General features: G+C 66.0%; 12 protein-coding genes. 5 read left to right on the top strand and 7 right to left on the bottom strand.

The features are described 5' to 3' along the window. Positions 1 to 82 precede the first annotated feature (82 nt). A complete protein-coding gene (locus tag ASF04_RS17370; RefSeq protein WP_056144238.1) occupies positions 83 to 1093 on the top strand; it encodes a glycosyl hydrolase 53 family protein in 1011 nt (336 codons plus the stop codon). 56 nt (positions 1094 to 1149) lie between these two features. Here ASF04_RS17370 and ASF04_RS17375 read toward each other — a convergent pair whose 3' ends face one another. The 3 genes from ASF04_RS17375 to ASF04_RS17385 all read right to left on the bottom strand — a co-directional run bounded on the left by ASF04_RS17375 (position 1150) and on the right by ASF04_RS17385 (position 5330). After that, the gene (locus ASF04_RS17375) at positions 1150 to 2574 is read right to left on the bottom strand and encodes a chemotaxis protein CheW (RefSeq protein ID WP_056144240.1); all 1425 of its coding nucleotides are present in this window, start codon (positions 2572 to 2574) and stop codon (positions 1150 to 1152) included. A 1-nt stretch (position 2575) separates the two neighbouring features. Beyond that, positions 2576 to 4303: a PAS domain-containing methyl-accepting chemotaxis protein gene (locus ASF04_RS17380; RefSeq protein ID WP_056144243.1), complete on the bottom strand. Its 1728-nt coding sequence runs from the start codon at positions 4301 to 4303 to the stop codon at positions 2576 to 2578. A gap of 145 nt (positions 4304 to 4448) precedes the next feature. Beyond that, positions 4449 to 5330 (bottom strand): ZIP family metal transporter, encoded by an 882-nt coding sequence (locus ASF04_RS17385; protein ID WP_056144246.1) that lies wholly within the window; start codon positions 5328 to 5330, stop codon positions 4449 to 4451. A 141-nt stretch (positions 5331 to 5471) separates the two neighbouring features. Here ASF04_RS17385 and ASF04_RS17390 point away from each other — a divergent pair, with 141 nt between their 5' ends. Next, complete coding sequence (locus ASF04_RS17390; RefSeq protein ID WP_082488825.1) at positions 5472 to 7469, top strand: ATP-binding protein; 1998 nt, start codon at positions 5472 to 5474, stop codon at positions 7467 to 7469. 93 nt (positions 7470 to 7562) lie between these two features. Here ASF04_RS17390 and ASF04_RS17395 read toward each other — a convergent pair whose 3' ends face one another. The 3 genes from ASF04_RS17395 to ASF04_RS17405 all read right to left on the bottom strand — a co-directional run bounded on the left by ASF04_RS17395 (position 7563) and on the right by ASF04_RS17405 (position 10919). Further along, positions 7563 to 9206: a sensor domain-containing diguanylate cyclase gene (locus tag ASF04_RS17395; protein ID WP_056144251.1), complete on the bottom strand. Its 1644-nt coding sequence runs from the start codon at positions 9204 to 9206 to the stop codon at positions 7563 to 7565. 106 nt (positions 9207 to 9312) lie between these two features. Next, on the bottom strand, positions 9313 to 10668 hold the full coding sequence (gudD, locus tag ASF04_RS17400; protein WP_056144253.1) for a glucarate dehydratase: 1356 nt from the start codon (positions 10666 to 10668) through the stop codon (positions 9313 to 9315). Positions 10669 to 10676: 8 nt separating this feature from the next. After that, complete coding sequence (locus tag ASF04_RS17405) at positions 10677 to 10919, bottom strand: hypothetical protein (RefSeq protein ID WP_056144256.1); 243 nt, start codon at positions 10917 to 10919, stop codon at positions 10677 to 10679. A gap of 121 nt (positions 10920 to 11040) precedes the next feature. Here ASF04_RS17405 and ASF04_RS17410 point away from each other — a divergent pair, with 121 nt between their 5' ends. Both ASF04_RS17410 and ASF04_RS17415 read left to right on the top strand, forming a co-directional pair. Continuing rightward, a complete protein-coding gene (locus ASF04_RS17410; protein WP_056144259.1) occupies positions 11041 to 14004 on the top strand; it encodes a DUF4982 domain-containing protein in 2964 nt (987 codons plus the stop codon). A 55-nt stretch (positions 14005 to 14059) separates the two neighbouring features. Continuing rightward, on the top strand, positions 14060 to 14767 hold the full coding sequence (locus tag ASF04_RS17415; protein ID WP_056144262.1) for a GntR family transcriptional regulator: 708 nt from the start codon (positions 14060 to 14062) through the stop codon (positions 14765 to 14767). Between the two features lie 55 nt (positions 14768 to 14822). Here the strand turns inward: ASF04_RS17415 and ASF04_RS17420 are convergent, their stop codons facing one another. Then, positions 14823 to 15572 carry a Crp/Fnr family transcriptional regulator gene (locus tag ASF04_RS17420; RefSeq protein ID WP_056144265.1) on the bottom strand — a complete coding sequence of 250 codons (750 nt, stop codon included), beginning with the start codon at positions 15570 to 15572 and terminating at the stop codon, positions 14823 to 14825. Positions 15573 to 15746: 174 nt separating this feature from the next. On the opposite strand from ASF04_RS17420, the gene ASF04_RS28600 reads away from it, so the two are divergent. Beyond that, positions 15747 to 17516: a bifunctional diguanylate cyclase/phosphodiesterase gene (locus ASF04_RS28600; protein WP_304438343.1), complete on the top strand. Its 1770-nt coding sequence runs from the start codon at positions 15747 to 15749 to the stop codon at positions 17514 to 17516. Positions 17517 to 17521: the final 5 nt, after the last annotated feature.

Genomic DNA, 17521 nt, shown 5'->3' on the forward strand with positions numbered 1-17521 from the left:
CGTGGAAAAATGATTGGTCCCGCGACGCGCCCGTCCGTAGCATATCGCTAGTTTTACCCATACCAACATCCAGAGAGACGACATGAAAAACATCCTTCGCGCTGCGCTTGCCAGCCTGTTACTGAGCGGCGTACACCACGCCACCGCCGCCGAGCCGGGCACCTTCGCCAAGGGCGCCGACATCAGCTGGATCACCGAGATGGAAGACGCACGCCGCAACATGCTCAACCGCGACGGCAAGCGCCAAAGCCTGCTTACCACGCTCAAGGAGCAGGGCATGGATTCGGTGCGCCTGCGCGTGTGGGTCAACCCGGTGGACGGCTACAACAACCTGCGCGACACGCTGGTGAAAGCCAAACGCGTGAAGGCGGCCGGCATGCGGCTGATGATCGACTTCCACTACAGCGACGACTGGGCCGATCCGGCCAAGCAGTTCAAGCCGGTCGCGTGGCAGAACTACAGCGTCGATCAGCTGGCCACCGCCGTGGCCGACCATACCCGCACCACGCTCACCGCGCTGCGCGACGCCGGCATCACGCCCGAGTGGGTGCAGGTCGGTAACGAGACCACCAACGGCATGCTGTGGCCCGAGGGCGAGGCCAGCAAGAACATGAAGAACTACGCGCGCTTCGTCACCGCCGGCTACGACGCGGTCAAGCAGGTATTCCCGCAGGCGCTGGTGATCGTCCACGTCGATAACTGCCATGACGGCGCGCAGTTCCGCTGGAACTTCGACGGCCTGGTCGAGAACGGCGGCAAGTTCGACATCATCGGCGCGTCGTCATACCCGACCACGGCCAAGAACATGACCTGGCAAGCCGCCACGGCCGCCTGCCTGACCACCATGAACGATGTCACCGCCCGGTACAAAAAACCGGTGATGCTGGCCGAAGTAGGCGCGCCGTGGGACCACCCGCAAGGCAAGACCATCATTGCCGACCTGCTGGCCAAGGTCCGCGCGGTCAACAACGGCATGGGCGTGGGCGCATTCTACTGGGAGCCGCAGGCGTACGACTGGAAGGGCTATCCGATGGGCGCATTCGATTACAAGGGCAAGCCGATGCCAATGCTTGATGCGTTCATGGAGAAGTAGGCCAGGCTGAGCCCGGCGCGATGGGTGTCCGCAGAGCTGGCTGCGCTGGCTGCCAGTCAGCTGGCTGCGGTGCGCCGCGCCAGGTCCATGGTGCGGTAACTGGCCTGCTCATGGGCGACGCCGGTGGTGATGAACTCCACCAGTCCTGTTCCGGCCAGCGCCATGCGGTACAGCTTTCCCGTGTTGGGCGGGATCAGTAGCGCCACGTGTTTCACCACGTAGCCGGTGCACCCGTCCATGCCGCGCACAACGATGATGCGCGCGCCGCTGCCCGGCGGCGTGGGCGTGCCGCGCGGGCGCAGGTCCACCAGCGGCAATGCCTGGCCGCGCCAGGCGATGGTTGGCAGCAGGTGTTCTGCGGCGTCCATGTGGGCGGTTGCCAGCGCCAGGATTTCCTCGACCGGCTCGATGGGCGTGGCGTGGTGCTGGTCGGTCTGGAAGACGATGTAGGCGTTGCTGTTGACGCGCTGCACTGCGGCCGTCGTTGCCACTGCGCCGGATGCAGGCGCGGTGGCGCGGCTGATGGAAGCTTCCGGTACGCGCGCCAGCAGTGCTGCGATGTCGATCACGCTGATGGCGCCGCCATCTGCGCCGATCACGGTGGTGACGACCGCGCCGGCATTCGCGCCCATTGCTGTGGTGGCGACCACGCTGCCGGCTGGACCGTCCGGGGCGGTGAGCATGCACAACTCGAGAGCCGCGTGTACCATCAAGCCCAGCGCCAGTTCGCCGTGTTCGACGATGGCCAGCAAGGCTGGCTGCGTATCGCCCGGCAGCTCCAGTAACCTGGCGGTATCGATCACGGCGACATTGCGGTCGCGCCAGTTGCAATAGCTGCTGCCGCCGGCCGGGCCGATGGCCCGCAGCGCCGGCAGCCGGATCACCTGCGCCAGTTGGGCGGCGGGCACGGCGATGCGGGTGTCGCCGACGGCCAGCAATGCATGCAGGGTAGCTGCCTTCGCTGGGGCTCCAACACTTGTGTCTCCAGCGTCTGACGGCGCTGGCGCATTATCGCCGCCATGCCAGGCACAAGCCAGCGCCAGCAGCCGTCCCACATCGAGCACGCTGATCACCCGGTCGAGTTCAGCGGATTTGACGACCGTATCGAATACCTCCTCGGGCGCGTCGTCGTGCAGCAGCCGCGTGGGCGCCGGCACGTCGGCCAGTCCCACCAGGGCATCGACGCGCAAGCCGATGGTGCGCCAGCCATCGCCGAGGACCAGGATGCGCGCCGTCCTGTTGTTTGCCTGCGTTGCGCTGCCCACGTCCACCCACTGCGCCAGGTCCACCACCGGCACCAGCGTCCCCGCGTGCTCGGCCACGCCGCACAGCGCGCTCTGGCGGCGCGGCAGCGGGTGCAGGGCGCTGGCCAGCGGCAGCGCCTGCAGCACCGCCGCCACCGGCACGCCCACCGCCACCGCGCCGACCGTGGCCACTGCCAGTTGAACCGTCGGGGAGGCCTGCTCGCGCACGGCTGCCATGTCAGTGCTTGGGCGTGATGGTTTCGAGCTCGGTCAGCAGCGCCGAGGCATCCTGCGTGGCGTTTGCTTGCGCCGAGGTGGCGGCGTGGATCTGGCCGATCGATTCGCTGGTCCTGCCCACCGACCTGACGATGCGTTCGAACGCCGCTTCCACCTCGCCGGACAGGCGCGTACCGTCATCGACGCGGTTAATGGTGTCGTTGATCAGCTTGGCGATTTCGCGCGTGGCGACGGCCGATTTTTCAGCCAGCTTGCGCACCTCGTTGGCCACCACCGAAAAGCCGTAGCCATGCTCGCCTGCGCGCGCCGCCTCGATGGCGGCGTTGAAGGCCAGCAGGTGGGTCTGGCTGGCGATGTCGTTGATGGTGTCGATGATGTCGCGGACGTCGCCGGACGACTTCTGGATCGCCACGATGGCGTCGCGCGAGCGGGCCAGCAGCTTGCTGCCGTCGGCCGCTTCCACCTGGGTCTGGCCGGCGATGCCGGCGGTTTCCTGCGAGCCGTCGGCGATGTCGCCGATCGATTGCGTCAGCTTGTTCAGCACGCCGGAGATGGCCTGCACCTTTTCGCTGACCAGCATTTCGCGCTGCACCTGGTCGGTCACGTCCATCGCGAACTTGACCACCTTGTAGGCCTTGCCGTCGATGTCGAGGATGGGGTTGTAGGTGGCAAGGATCCAGATGTCGGCATCGTGCTTGCCGCGCCGCTTGAACAGGCCCGACTGGAATTCTCCCTGGCCCAGCGCGGCCCAGAAATTGCGGTACTGGGCGCTCTTGACCAGGTCTTCGTCGCAGAACAGGCTGTGGTGCGCGCCCACCACCTCGTCCTCGGTATAGCCCATGGTGCGCAGGAAGTTGTGGTTGACCGACAGCACGTGGCCGCGCATGTCGAATTCGATCACGGCCTGCGAGCGGCCGAGGGCTTCGAGCTTGCCGCGCGACTCGGCGCTGAGTTTTTTCTGCTCGGTGATGTCGGTGGCAAATTTCACCACTTTCACCGGCTTGCCCTCGGCATCGAAAATCGGGTTGTACGAGGCCAGTATCCACACGTCCTTGCCGCTCTTGGTTACGCGACGGTATTCGCCGGCATTGAACTCGCCGCGCTCCAGGCGCTCCCAGAACGCCAGGTACTCGGGTGAATGCACGAAGGCGCTGTCGCAGAAAATACGGTGGTGCTGGCCCTGGACTTCCTCGAGCGCATAGCCCATCACATTGAGGAAGTTGTCGTTGGCGGTGATTATCCTGCCGAGCAGGTCGAATTCGATGATCGCTTGCACCCGGTTGACAGCGTCGCGCTTGCCTTTGAACTCGGCGGCAGCAATCTTTTGCGCGGTGATGTCGGTGGCGAACTTGATCACCTTGACCGGCTTGCCGTCCGGGCCCAGCACCGGGTTGTACGAGGCGGCGATCCAGATATCCCTGCCGCCCTTGGCGCGGCGCTTGAACTCGCCAGAGTGGAATTCGCCATCGCCCAGGTGCCGCCAGAATTGCTGGTACTCGGACGAGGCGGCGTAACCGGGTTCGCAGAAGATGCGGTGGTGCTGGCCGACGATTTCCTCGAGCGTGTAACCGACGGCGGCGAGAAAGTTTTGATTGGCGTGCACGATGGTGCCGTCGAGCTGGAATTCGATCACTGCCTGCACCCGGTTGATGGCGTCCAGCACCGACATGGCGGTGGCCAGCCGGGTTTCCTGGTCAAGGCAGGTCAGCTCTTGCGTGGAATTCTTCATCGTCAGTCTCTCATCAGTAAAGCGGGCGGTGCCAGTGTAGCGCCGGGCATTCACCTGCAAGAGCAAAGCTGACACGGCGACAACAGAAATGTGTCACGCCCGTTGTGTTATTGCATCAAAGTATCAACTTCCGAGCGCGAAGTCGTTATCCCATCGCCGTATCGAGCACCATCATGATGATGAAGCCGATCACCAGCGAGAACGACGCCGTACCGTAATTGCCGCGGCGCTGGGCCTCGGGCACCACGTCGTGGCAGATCACGTACAACATGGCGCCCGCCGCGCCCGCCAGTCCCCACGGCAGCAGGGCGGCCGACGCTTCGATCAGCAGGGCGCCGATCACCGCGCCGATCGGTTCCACCACGCCGGACAGGGTACCCAGCGCGGCCGAGAACAGGCGGCCGTAGCCGGCCACGCGCAGCGCCATGGCCACCACCATGCCTTCGGGAATATCCTGGATGGCGATGCCGGTGGTCAGTGCATTGGCCTTGCTCAGGTCCACGCCGGCGTAGCCCACGCCAATTGCCATGCCCTCGGGAATATTATGGATGGCGACCGCGCCGACAAACAGCCAGGCCCGCACCAGGGTGTTGGCGTTGTCGGACTTGGTGTTGTCGAGCACGTTGTCGGAACGGACCAGGCGTTCGAGCAGCATCACGATCAGCATGCCGATCAGGATGCCGCCACCCACCATCAGGCTCGCTGCCATCGGCGTGCTGCCGGCGCCCTTGCTGGCGGCAATGGCCGGCAGCACCAGCGAGAACGACGTGGCGGCCAGCATGATGCCGCCGCCCAGACCCAGCGCGGCGTCGTAGGTGCGTGCCGAAAAACTTTGCGACAGCAGCACCGGCAAGGTGCCGACCGCCGTGGCGGCAGCCGCCCACAGGCCGCCCATCAGCGCATGATAGACAGGTGGCGGCATGGCGGCGAGGACACCGGGGCTGCGCACGAGCACCAGCGCGCATAGCCCGACGATCAGGGCGGCCGTCAGCAGGCGGCCCGGCGTAAAGGAACTGGATCTGAGCATGAATTTTAAAATTGTCGAAAGTGCACAAAGTGTACAGGGTCTGTGGCTGCGCGGCGCATCGGGATGCGCAATGGTGTGCGTGGCTTCGGCCGCAAACGTGCGGGTGCTAGAATCACAAGGATAACATTTACTTGACGCGCGATGACAGTTGAAACCTCCCTTGTAGTGCAGGCTCTGCCGTTCGCCATCCTCGTGCTCGATGTGTCGCCCGAGTTTGTCATCCTGCACGGCTCCGACGAATACCTGGCCGCCACCATGACGTCGCGCGCCGACGTCATCGGCCGGCCGCTGTTCGAGGCATTCCCGGCTGCATCCAGCGATGCCGACGGTCCCGATCGGCTGTGCGCCTCGCTGCACGAAGTGCTGCGTACGCGGCGCATGCATACCATGGACTTGCAGCGTTACGACGTGCCCGACCGCAAGGGCGACGGTTTCATCGTGAAATACTGGTTGCCCACCAACCTCCCCGTGCTCGATGCGGACGGCCAGGTGGTTGCCATCATTCACCGCGTGTACGACATGACCGCGCTGGTCAATGGCGACAACACCTTGCCACCCGGCGATCCGTCCGAGCACGTCAAGCGGTCGTTCGACGATCTCGAGCGCGTGATCGAAGTGGTCAAGGAAGGCGAACGGCGCCGCACTGCGGCCGAGGCGCGCGCCACCGAGGCCGGCGAGCGGCTCGACCTGGCGGTGCAGGCCGGCGAACTGGGCACCTTTTACTGCCCGATGCCGATGGATAAAATCTACTGGAACGACACCTGCAAGGAACATTTCTTCCTGCCGCTTGATGCCGAGGTCGATTTCGACCCGTTTTATGCGCGCATCCACCCCGACGACCGGGCCCACACGCACGCGGCGGTCGAAGCGAGCGTGCGCGACAAGCAAATGTACGATGTCGAATACCGCGTGGTGGCGCCGGATGGGCGCGAGCGCTGGCTGCGCGCCAAGGGCCGCACCTATTTCGACGCCCACGGCGCGCCCACCCGGTTCGACGGCATCACGCTCGATATCAGCCGCCAGAAGCAGGTGGAGGCCGAACTCTCGCGCAGCAACCGCCAGAAGGACGATTTTCTCGCCATGCTGGCGCACGAGCTGCGCAACCCGCTGGCGCCGATCAGCGCCGCAGCCGACCTGCTGGCCATTGCGCCGCCCGACCCGGCCCGCATCGCCCGCATGAGCGAGGTGCTGTCGCGCCAGGCGCGCCACATGTCAGGCATGCTCGACGACCTGCTCGATGTCTCGCGCGTGACGCGCGGCATGGTGGAACTCGACCGCGTGGTGGTCGACTGCAAGCACGTGGTGGCTGCCGCGCTGGAACAGGTGGCGCCGCTGATCGAACAGCGCGGCCACCGGGTGCACACCCACATTACCCACGAGGGCGCGCTGGTGCTTGGCGACGAGAAGCGCCTGGTGCAGGTGCTGGCGAACCTGCTGGGCAACGCCGCGCGCTACACGCCGGTCAGCGGGCGCATCGAGGTTGCGCTGACCGTGGTCGGCGACGACGTCGTGATATCGGTGGCGGACAACGGCGTGGGCCTGGACCAGGAGCTGGTACCGCGCATTTTCGAGCTGTTCGTGCAGGCCGCGCGCACGCCGGACCGCGCCCAGGGCGGCCTGGGACTGGGGCTGGCGCTGGTGCGCAGCATGGTCGAGCTGCATGGCGGCCGCGTGGCTGCCGCCAGCTCCGGCGAAGGCCAGGGCGCCACGTTTACCGTGTGGCTGCCGCGCCGCCAGGCCGCGCCGCGGGACGCGGCGCCGGTCGGCGGCCACCGTTTCGACGCGGCGCAACCGCTGAAAATCGTGGTGGTGGACGACAACGTCGATGCCGCCTGGACCCTGGCCACGTGCCTGCGCGCCATCGGCCACGACGTGGTCGAGATCAACAGTCCGAAGGCGGCGCTGGCCCTGGCGCCCGAGCAAACGCCGGACGTGTTCCTGCTCGACATCGGCATGCCCGAAATGGACGGCCGCGAACTGGCGCGCCGCCTGCGCGCACAAGCGCATACGGCCGGCGCGCGCCTGATCGCTGTCACCGGCTACGCCAACCCGGAGGAAGCCGATTCGCCGTTCGACCGCTACATGGTCAAGCCGGTCGATTTTTCGGCACTGGCCCGCATGCTCGAACAGCACGCCTGACGAAGCCGCTATCGCGGCGTTGCAGCGCCTTGCCGTAGCTGCGTACGGTCTTCGTCGCTGCGTTTTGCGCTGAAGGCTGGGGCCGGCGCGTTGTCAGGCGGCCGGCCGGGAGATAGGGCGGCTCAGCGCCTTGTCCAGGTCATGCACCAGCCAGCCGTTGCGTCCTTGCGCCTTCACCCGGTACAGCGCTTCATCGGCGGCCTGCATCACCTCGGCCGGCTGCGCATGGGCGATGTCGGCCAGCGCGATGCCGATGCTGGTCGTCATCTGCAAGGTCAGCGCGCCGATCTGAAATGGCGGCGCCATGGCGTCGATGATGCGCTGGCCCAGCACGCCGGCCTCGCCGGCCTCGTTATATGACTCCACCAGTTCGAACACCACCACGAACTCGTCGCCGGCCAGCCGCGCCACGGTATCGCTGGCGCGCACGCTGTCCGTCAGGCGCCGTGCGAATTCCACCAGCACCGCATCGCCCACTGCGTGGCCATGGGTGTCGTTGATCGGCTTGAACTTGTCCAGGTCCAGCATCGCCAGGCCCACGCGCCGGCCGTTGCGCTGGCCGCGCGCCAGGGCGGTCGGGAAGAAGGCGTCGAACAGGCGGCGGTTGTGCACGCCGGTCAGGGCGTCGGTGGTGGCGATCTGCTGCAAATCCTTCTCGAACTGGTCGCGGCGCTGGCCGATGGCGTGGAACGCGCGGCTCAGCAACCCGAACTCGTCGTGGCGCTGCGTTTCCAGCACCGCCAGGCTGGCGGTGCCGCTGTCGATGGCCACCACGTGGTCACGCAGGCGGTTCAATGGCCTGATCAAGCGGGTGGTGATGATCCAGCCCAGCAGCGCGGCAAACGCGGTGATCAGCGTGATCGCCGCCAGCACCCGCAGCCGCACATGGGTCAGCGGTGCAAAAGCGCGTTGCAGCGGCCGCGAGACCGCCACCGTCCAGTCCACGCCGCGCAGGCGCTGGTGGACCAGCAGCGCCGGTTCGCCGCCATCGAGCACGTCGTCGCGCCAGCCGTCGGGCGAGGCCAGCGCGGCAGCGATCACGGCGCCGGCATCGTCGGGCTGGCGGCGCAGGATGAAGTCGCGGTCAGGATGATGGATGATGGTGCCGTCGGCGGCAACGATGAACAGGTAGCCGCCGGTCTTGGCGTCGAGCTCGCGCATCTGGCCCGAGAACGACGGCCGCATCAGGTCCACCGCCCCCACCAGGATGGCGACGATGCTGCCGTCTTCGGCCAGCATCGGCTGGGTGATGACCACCACCGGTTTGCCGCTCAACTGGCTGCGAAACGGCGCCGAAATCAGGCCTTCGCCGCTGGCCATGGTGTCGCGAAAGTAGTCGCGCCCGGCGTAATTGCCCTTGCCGATGGTACGCCGGTCGAGCAGGTTGGCGATCAGATTGCCCTTGGTATCGAAGGCGGTGACGTTATAAAAATCATCGCGCAGCGAGCGATGCGCCTCGAGCAGCGCCTGGATCTGGTCGGGCCCGACGCGGTGGCCGGGCCGTTCCTCGGCCAGCAACCTGAGCGCCTGGCGCTTGCTGTGCAGATCGTTCTCGATGAAGGCGGCGGTGCTGGTCAGCATGGCCATTTCCTGCGCTGCCAGCAACTGGCGCATCGACACATCGAAGATCACCAGCGACACCCGGCCCACGCCGATGGCGGCAACGAATACCATGACGGCGACAGTGGCGGTGATCTTGAACTTGAAACTGTGAAAAAACGGGAGCAGGTGCCGCACGGATGTTTCCTGGCGCGAGAGGCGCACAACAAGTCCGGCGGGGATGGGGCCAGGTGGGCGGCCGCGACGGGTGTTGGGTAGCGGACGCGGCGCTAGTATACCTTGATTACCGCACGAAACTCGGTCGCTTGTTGTCGAATTTCCAGCCCGGGAAGAAGAACTGCATCGCTGCCGCATCGTCGCGGCTGCCCAGGCCCATGTTCAGGTAGCGCTGGTGGGCCGCCTCGATGGCGTCCAGGTCCGGCTGCACGCCCAGGCCCGGCGTGGCCGGCACGGCGATCTTGCCGCCGGCGATCTGGAACGGGTTGTGGGTCAGGTGCTGGCCGTCCTGCCAGATCCAGTGGGTGTCGATGGCGGTGATGTTGCCCGGCGCGGCGGCAGCCACGTGGGTGAACATCGCCAGCGAAATGTCGAAGTGGTTGTTCGAGTGCGAACCCCAGGTCAGGCCCCATTCGTGGCACATCTGCGCCACCCGCACCGAGCCCTGCATGGTCCAGAAGTGCGGGTCGGCCAGCGGAATGTCGATCGCCTGTAATTGCACCGCGTGGCCCAGTTCGCGCCAGTCGGTGGCGATCATGTTGGTGGCGGTGGGCAGGCCGGTGGCGCGGCGGAACTCGGCCATCACTTCGCGGCCCGAGTAGCCGTTTTCGGCGCCGCACGGGTCTTCGGCGTAGGCCAGCACGTCGTGCTGGTCGCGGCACAGGCGGATCGCATCCTTGAGCGACCAGGCGCCATTGGGGTCGAGCGTGACGCGCGCATCGGGGAAGCGCTCGGCCAGCGCGGTGACGGCGACGATTTCGTCCTCGCCGCGCAGCACGCCGCCCTTCAGCTTGAAGTCGCGGAAGCCGTAGCGCTGGTAAGCCGCCTCGGCCAGGCGCACGACCGCTTCCGGCGTCATGGCCTGCTCGTGGCGCAGGCGCAGCCAGTCGTCGGCAGCATCGGGCGCGGTGTCGTAGGCCAGGTCGGTGGCCTGGCGGTCGCCGATGTAGAACAGGTAGCCCAGCACATCGACCTCGGTGCGCTGCTGGCCGTCGCCGAGCAGGGCCGCCATCGGCACGCCCAGGTGCTGGCCCAGCAGGTCGAGCAGCGCCGATTCCAGCGCCGTCACGGCGTGGATCGCCACCCGCAGGTCGAAGGTTTGCAGGCCGCGCCCGCCGGCATCGCGGTCGGCGAACGCCTGGCGCGCCTGGTTCAGGATCGCCTTGTAGTTGCCGATCGACTGGCCCAGCAGCAGCGGGCGCGCATCTTCCAGCGTCTTGCGGATCGCTTCGCCGCCCGGCACTTCGCCCACGCCGGTATGGCCGGCGCTGTCGGTCACCAGCACGATGTTGCGGGTGAACCAGGGGCCGTGGGCGCCGCTCAGGTTGAGCAGCATGCTGTCGCGGCCCGCAACGGGGACGACGCGGATGGCGGTGACGACGGGCGTCGCAGCGTGAGGAGTGGAGGATGCGGAGGCGGTCATGTTCGGATTCACTGTGGTAAAGATTTTCGGGTTGAGCGGAACGGCACAGCCGGCAGGCCGGCGCCGTTGATCAGGTTCGGTTGCGCCGCTTCGTCCCAGCCGAAGCGCACGGCCACGGGGGCCGGCACGTGCGGGCTGGTGACGACGACCTTGCCGTCGCGGACGGTGGCCTCGCCGGCAAAGTAGCGGCCGTCGGCGCCGGCGCGGGTGCTGGCGCTTTCTTTGCCGAATCCGACAGGGCAGTAAAACATTGATATATTAGTGTGTCAACTTTGCGCACTGCATTGGTCAGGTTGTTGAGCAAAGTATCAGTTGCCGGTTTTAGCAATTCTAAAATGCTAATATTTTAGCGTGAACTTTTTGAGAGCGCTTATGACCACCGTGCCGCGTCTGCTGTTATTCCTGCTGGTTTCCCACTGCGTGTTGACGGCAGCGCACGCCGAGCGCCAGTCCTTCAATTTCAACCCGGCCTGGCGCCTGGCCGTGGCCGATCCGGCCAACGCGTCCGATTCCGGCTTCGACGACCGCGCCTGGAAAGCAGTGACGTTACCGCGCGCCTGGAACGAGGACGACGCGTTCGGCAAGGACATCGTCGATCATTCGACCGGCATCGCCTGGTACCGCAAGCGCTTTACCTTGCCGGCCGGAACGCGCGGGCGCAAGGTGTTCCTCGAATTCGAGGGTGCGCGCCAGGCGGCCGAGGTGTATGTGAACGGCAAGCAGCTGGCGCTGCACGAAAACGGCATCACCGCGTTTGGCGTGGACATCTCGGCGGCGCTGGTCGATGGCGAAAACACGGTGGCGGTGCGCACCGACAACCGCTGGGACTACCGCGAGCGCGCCACCAACCAGCGCTACCAGTGGGCCGATAAAAATTTCAATGCCAACTATGGCGGCTTGCCGAAGAACGTACGCCTGCACATCACCGACAAGCTCTATCAGACCTTGCCCCTGTTCGCCAGCCTGGGCACCACCGGCGTGTACGTGTACGCGCAGGATTTCGATATCGGTGGCCGTCGCGCCACCATCCACGCCGAATCGCAGGTGAAAAACGAGTACGCCGAGCCACGCACCTTTACCTACGAGGTGGTGCTGCGCGACCGCGACGGCAAGCAGGTGGCCAGCTTTACGGCGCCAGCGCAAACGGTGGCGCCGGGCGACACCGCCACCGTCAAGGCCAGCGCAAAGGTGGAGAACCTGCACTTCTGGAGCTGGGGCTACGGCTACCTGTACGACGTTACCACCACGCTCAAGGTCGATGGCAAGGCGATCGACAGCGTGGTCACCCGCACCGGCTTCCGCAAGACCGCCTTCGGCGAAGGCATGGTGCGCCTGAACGACCGCGTGCTGCAAATGAAGGGCTATGCGCAGCGCACGTCGAATGAGTGGCCGGCAGTGGGCATATCGGTGCCGGCCTGGCTCAGCGATTACAGCAACGGCCTGGCGCTCAAGAGCAACGCCAACCTGATCCGCTGGATGCACATCACGCCGTGGCGCCAGGACACCGAGTCGCTCGACCGCATCGGCCTGATGCAGGCGATGCCGCCCGGCGATTCGGAGGCGGACGTGACGGGCCGGCGCTGGGAGCAGCGCCTGGAAGTCATGCGCGACGCCATCATCTACAACCGCAACAGCCCCAGCATCATCTTTTACGAAAGCGGCAATCGCGGCGTGAGCGCGGCCCACATGCAGGAAATGAAGGCGCTGCGCGACCAGTACGATCCGCACGGCGGGCGTGCCTCCGGCAGCCGCGAAATGCTCAGCAGCGCCCTGCAGAACGTGGCCGAATACGGCGGCGAAATGCTGTACATAAACAAGAGCGCGCGCAACCCGATGTGGGCGATGGAGTACTCGCGCGACGAGGGCGCCCGCAAGTTCTGGGACGCGCTCTCGCCACCGTTCCACGCGGACGGCGACGGCCCGCAATATAAGGGGCAAAGCGCGGCCACCTACAACCGCAACCAGGACACCCACGCGATCGAAAACGTCAAGCGCTGGTACGACTACTGGCGCGAGCGGCCCGGTACCGGCACGCGCGTGTCGTCGGGCGGCGTCAACATCATTTTCTCGGATTCCAACACTCACCATCGCGGCGCCGAAAACTACCGCCGCAGCGGCGAGGTCGATGCCATGCGCATTCCCAAGGACGGCTACTTTGCGCACCAGGTGATCTGGGATGGCTGGGTGGACGTGGAGCGCCCGCGCGCCCACATTGTCGGCCACTGGAACTACCAGCCCGGCACGCGCAAGGCGGTCACCGTGATTTCCAGCGCCGAGCGGGTGGAGTTGCGCCTGAACGGTAAAAAGGTAGGCGCTGGCGCGCGCCAGAGCGAGCGCTTCCTGTTCACGTTCGACGATATCGCCTGGCAGCCGGGCGAGCTGAAAGCCATCGGCTACGATGCCGCCGGCAAGCAGGTGTGCGAAAGCGTGCTGACCACCGCCGGCAAACCGGTGGCGCTCAAGCTCACGCCCATGACCGGCCCCTCCGGCCTGCAAGCCGATGGCGCCGACCTGGCGCTGGTGCAGGTGGAAGTGGTCGATGCCAAGGGCCGCCGCAACCCGGCGGCGCTGGACACGATCACCTTTGAACTGGACGGCCCGGCCGAGTGGCGCGGCGGCATCGCCCAAGGACCGAACAACCATGTGCTCGACAAGTCGCTGCCGGTGGAGGGCGGCATCAACCGGGTACTGGTGCGCAGCGCCACCGAGGCCGGCAAGATCGTGCTGCGCGCCCGCGCCCAGGGACTGAAAAGTGCGCAAGTGGTGCTGCAATCGAAACCGGCGCCGGTGGTGGCGGGCTTGTCGCAGCGCCTGCCGGGTGCGGATTTGCCGCTGTACCTGGAGCGCGGACCCACGCCGGCCACGCCGTCGTTCAAGGTAAGCCGGATCGCGGTGCCGGTGCAGGTGGCCAGCGCCGCCAGCAACGCCGCCGACGCCGGCAACTCCATCGACGACGACGAAACCACGCGCTGGGCCAGCGCCGCAGGCGCGTCGGCGATCACGTACCGCATGGCACAGCCCACCACGCTGACCGAGGTCACCATGAAATTGTCGGGCTGGCGCGAACGCAGCTACCCGGTGCGCATTGCCGTCGATGGCGAGGAAGTCTTCAACGGCATGGCCCCGCGCAGCCTCGGCTATGTCACGCTGCCAGTCAAGCCAAAGCAGGGGAGCCTGGTGACGGTGGAACTGGTGGGCGCGGCCGAGGAGGGTAATGCCGTCAAGATGACGGAGGTGGCCAACCAGGCCATCGTCGATACCGGCGCCAACTCCACGCCGAAAGGAGTGTTGTCGATCGTCGAGATCGAGTTTTATCGGGCAGCATTGCCTGAATAGGTCAGCAATATTGATATGTTAATATATGAGACCATCACAACACTCCGGTCTCAGCATGGCTTTGCAATCGTTGCCAGGAAATTTCAGCCTCGACCGTTCGCGCAATGCGACGGTCCAGGTGTTCGAGCATTTGCGCGAATTGATCGTGACCATCGCGCTTGAACCCGGCACCGTGCTCGCGCGCCAGCAATTGGCCGAGTATTTCAAGCTGTCCACCACGCCCATCCGCGATGCGCTGCTGCGCCTCGAAGAGGAGCGGCTGGTGGACATCTACCCGCAGCATCTCACCCGTGTCAGCGCCATCGACCTGGCGTCCGCGCGCCAGGCCCATGTGCTGCGGCTGTCGGTGGAGCTGGAAATGGCGCACCAGTTGTCCAAGCAGCGGCCGCCGAATCTGGACGGCTCCCTCAGCGACCTGATCACGCGGCAAAAACAGGCGCTCGAACGCAAGGACCTGGAAAGCTTCGCGCGCATCGACCTGGAATTCCACCGCACCATGTACGCGGCGGCCGATATCGCCGACCTGTGGGACCTGGTGCGCCGCCTCAGCGGCAACCTCGACCGCCTGCGCCGCCTGCACCTGCCGCTCAACAGCAAGGCCCAGCGCATCCTCGACGACCACGGCGCGATTGCCAACGCGATTGCCGCCGGCGCCTCGGACCAGGCGCGCGAAGCGGTGCGCCACCACCTGTCGGGCACCCTGTCCGAAATCGACGCGCTGCGCGACAAATACCCCGACTTCGTGCTGCCGCCGCCGGGGTAAGTGCCGGCTGGTTCACTCCGCCAGCCTTGGTATACCGATCTGCTGTTTCGGCAGCCTATCCCGCCGCCGCTATCCTTGTTAATCCGTCCCGATCCAGCAGTGTGATCCGCCGGTTCTGCACATCGAGCAACCCCGCCGCCCGGAACTGGGTCAGCTGGCGGCTCACGCTTTCCAGCGCCAGGCCCAGGTGCGAGGCGATGTCGTCGCGCGACATGCGCAGTTCCACCGTGTCGGCCGGTTCGACAGCGCCGCCATCGGCCAGGTCCAGCAGGAACGTCGCCAGGCGCTGCGGCGCCTTGGCCGTGCCCAGCATCAGCATGCTGGTTTGTTGGCGGTCGAGTTCGGCGCCGACCAGCTGGTGGAAGCGGCGTGTGAGGGCCGCGTATTGTTTCATCAGGCGCGTCAGGCCCGTGTACGAGATGGCGCACGCGGTGCTGTCGCACAGGGCCAGCACGTCGCAGCGGTGGGTATTGGCGGCCAGCGATTCCAGGCCCAGCAAGCGGCCCGGCTGGTAGAAGCCGATTACTTGCGGGCGGCCGTCCGGCATGGAGCGCTCGGCTTTCAGCTGGCCGTGCTGGACCGAGTACAAGGTGTCGAACGGCGCACCGCGCGCGACCAGGCGCTGGTGGCGCTTGAGTTCGTGGCGCCGTAATACCACCTGGTGTTCGAACGCTTCCAGCGCGGTGGCGTCGAGGCCGGCGGCCAGGCAGTGGCTGCGGGTGTCGCAGTCGCGGCAGCACGGCGGCAGGGCGCCTCGTTGCGAAGGCCTTGCGGGACGTGCGGACAGGGTGGAAGTTGGTTGCATGGAAATTGCTCGAGTCACGATGTGCCAAGACTAGCAACTCTTACCTGAAAAATATTTGATCCACGTCAAGTTTCTCCCGGTAGGCGGTTACCCCAAAATTTGATATAGATCAATTTTGTTATTGATGAAAATCATTATCCTTTGCTCTTGTGATTTATTGCTGAGGAAATATCAATGAGATCTGCGATGCCTGTCGAGACGCCCGGCACCGTCGACGCCCTGGCCCGGCGCATCGCCGCGCTCGAGTCGGAGCTGCGCGTGGTCACCGCCGCGTTCGAAACGGCCGAAGGCATGCTGGTGACCGACGCCCACGGCATCATCCTGCGCGTGAACCAGGGGTTCAGCCGCATTACCGGCTACACCGCCAGGGAAGCCGTCGGCCAGCGGCCCGCCATGCTCAGCTCGGGCAAGCACGATGCCGGCTTTTACCGCAACATGTGGGACGCGATCCACCGCGACGACCGCTGGGAAGGCGAGATCTGGAACCTCCGCAAGGACGGCGAGAAATATCCGCAACACCTGAGCATCGCCGCCGTGCGCGACCAGGGCGGCCGGCTGACCAACTACGTGGCCGTGCTCACCGACATCACCCAGCGCAAGGCCGCCAGCGAAGAGATCGAGATGCTGGCGTTTTACGATCCGCTCACGCGTCTGCCCAATCGCCGCCTGCTGCTCGAACGGCTGCGCCAGGTGCTCAACACCAGCCGCCTGCACGACCGCTACGGCGCGCTGATGTTCATCGACCTCGACAACTTCAAGACCCTCAACGATACGCTCGGCCACAACGTTGGCGACATGCTGCTGCAGCAAGTGGCTGGCCGCCTGCAGGCGGCGCTGCGCCATGGTGACACCGTGGCGCGCCTGGGCGGCGACGAGTTCGTGGTGCTGCTCGAAGGCTTGAGCAGCGACCAGGACGAGGCCGCCGCCCACACCGAAATGCTGGGCGTGGCCATCCGCAACGCGCTCAACCTGCCTTACCTGCTGGGCAGTCACACCTGTCACAGCACGCCGTCGATCGGCGTGACCCTGTTCCACAACGGCCATCCGCCGCACCCGGACGAGCTCTTGATGCAGGCCGATATCGCCATGTACCAGGCCAAGCAGGGCGGACGCAACGGCATGCGCTTCTTCGACCAGGGCATGCAGGACAATATCAACGCCCGCGCCGACATGGAGCGGGCGTTGCGCATCGCCATCGACCTGCACCAGTTCGAGCTGTACTACCAGATCCAGGTGGACCAGCACGGCCGCGCGCGCGGCGCCGAAGCGCTGGTGCGCTGGCGTGCGGACGGCAAGATGATGTCGCCGGCGCAGTTCGTGCCGCTGGCCGAGGAGACCGGCCTGATCCTGCAATTGGGCAGCTGGGTGCTGGAGGAAGCATGCGCGCGCCTGCGCGCCTGGCAGGAAGATCCCGGCCTGCGCGCGCTGACGCTGGCGGTCAATGTGAGCGCGGCGCAATTCCACCAGCCCGGTTTTTGCGAGCAGGTGCGCGGCGCCGTGGCCAGGCACGCGATCGATCCGCGCCTGCTCAAGCTGGAACTGACCGAGGGTATCGTGCTGAAAAACGTGGAAGTGACGGCGCACAGCATGGCCGCGCTGCGCGCCATGGGCGTGCGCCTGTCGCTCGACGATTTCGGTACCGGCTACTCGTCGCTGCAATACCTGAAGCGCCTGCCGCTGAGCCAGCTGAAAATCGACCAGTCGTTTGTCCTCGACCTGGTCAACGACCGCAGCGACCAGGCCATCGTCACCACCATCATCGCCATGGCGCGCAGCCTGGGGCTGGACGTGATCGCCGAAGGGGTGGAGACGCCGGCCCAGCGCGCGCTGCTGCAAAAGCTCGGCTGCTTCCACTACCAGGGCTACCTGTTCGGCCGGCCGGTCGCGGTGGCCGAGTTCGAACAACTGGTGCTGGGCCAAGTGAGCGCCAGACCGCGCGCCTGACTGTA

Origin of the sequence: Duganella sp. Leaf61 (genome assembly GCF_001421905.1) — a bacterium.
Classification (GTDB): Bacteria; Pseudomonadota; Gammaproteobacteria; order Burkholderiales; family Burkholderiaceae_D; genus Rugamonas; species Rugamonas zoogloeoides.

Coding starts and splice junctions, on each gene's coding strand:
- ASF04_RS17375 (WP_056144240.1), bottom strand. CDS start 2,574: ATGGCAGCCGTGCGCGAGCAGGCCTCCCCGACGGTTCAACTGGCAGTG.
- ASF04_RS17405 (WP_056144256.1), bottom strand. CDS start 10,919: ATGTTTTACTGCCCTGTCGGATTCGGCAAAGAAAGCGCCAGCACCCGC.
- ASF04_RS17385 (WP_056144246.1), bottom strand. CDS start 5,330: ATGCTCAGATCCAGTTCCTTTACGCCGGGCCGCCTGCTGACGGCCGCC.
- ASF04_RS17370 (WP_056144238.1), top strand. CDS start 83: ATGAAAAACATCCTTCGCGCTGCGCTTGCCAGCCTGTTACTGAGCGGC.
- ASF04_RS17410 (WP_056144259.1), top strand. CDS start 11,041: ATGACCACCGTGCCGCGTCTGCTGTTATTCCTGCTGGTTTCCCACTGC.
- ASF04_RS17415 (WP_056144262.1), top strand. CDS start 14,060: ATGGCTTTGCAATCGTTGCCAGGAAATTTCAGCCTCGACCGTTCGCGC.
- ASF04_RS17420 (WP_056144265.1), bottom strand. CDS start 15,572: ATGCAACCAACTTCCACCCTGTCCGCACGTCCCGCAAGGCCTTCGCAA.
- gudD (WP_056144253.1), bottom strand. CDS start 10,668: ATGACCGCCTCCGCATCCTCCACTCCTCACGCTGCGACGCCCGTCGTC.
- ASF04_RS17390 (WP_082488825.1), top strand. CDS start 5,472: ATGACAGTTGAAACCTCCCTTGTAGTGCAGGCTCTGCCGTTCGCCATC.
- ASF04_RS28600 (WP_304438343.1), top strand. CDS start 15,747: ATGAGATCTGCGATGCCTGTCGAGACGCCCGGCACCGTCGACGCCCTG.
- ASF04_RS17380 (WP_056144243.1), bottom strand. CDS start 4,303: ATGAAGAATTCCACGCAAGAGCTGACCTGCCTTGACCAGGAAACCCGG.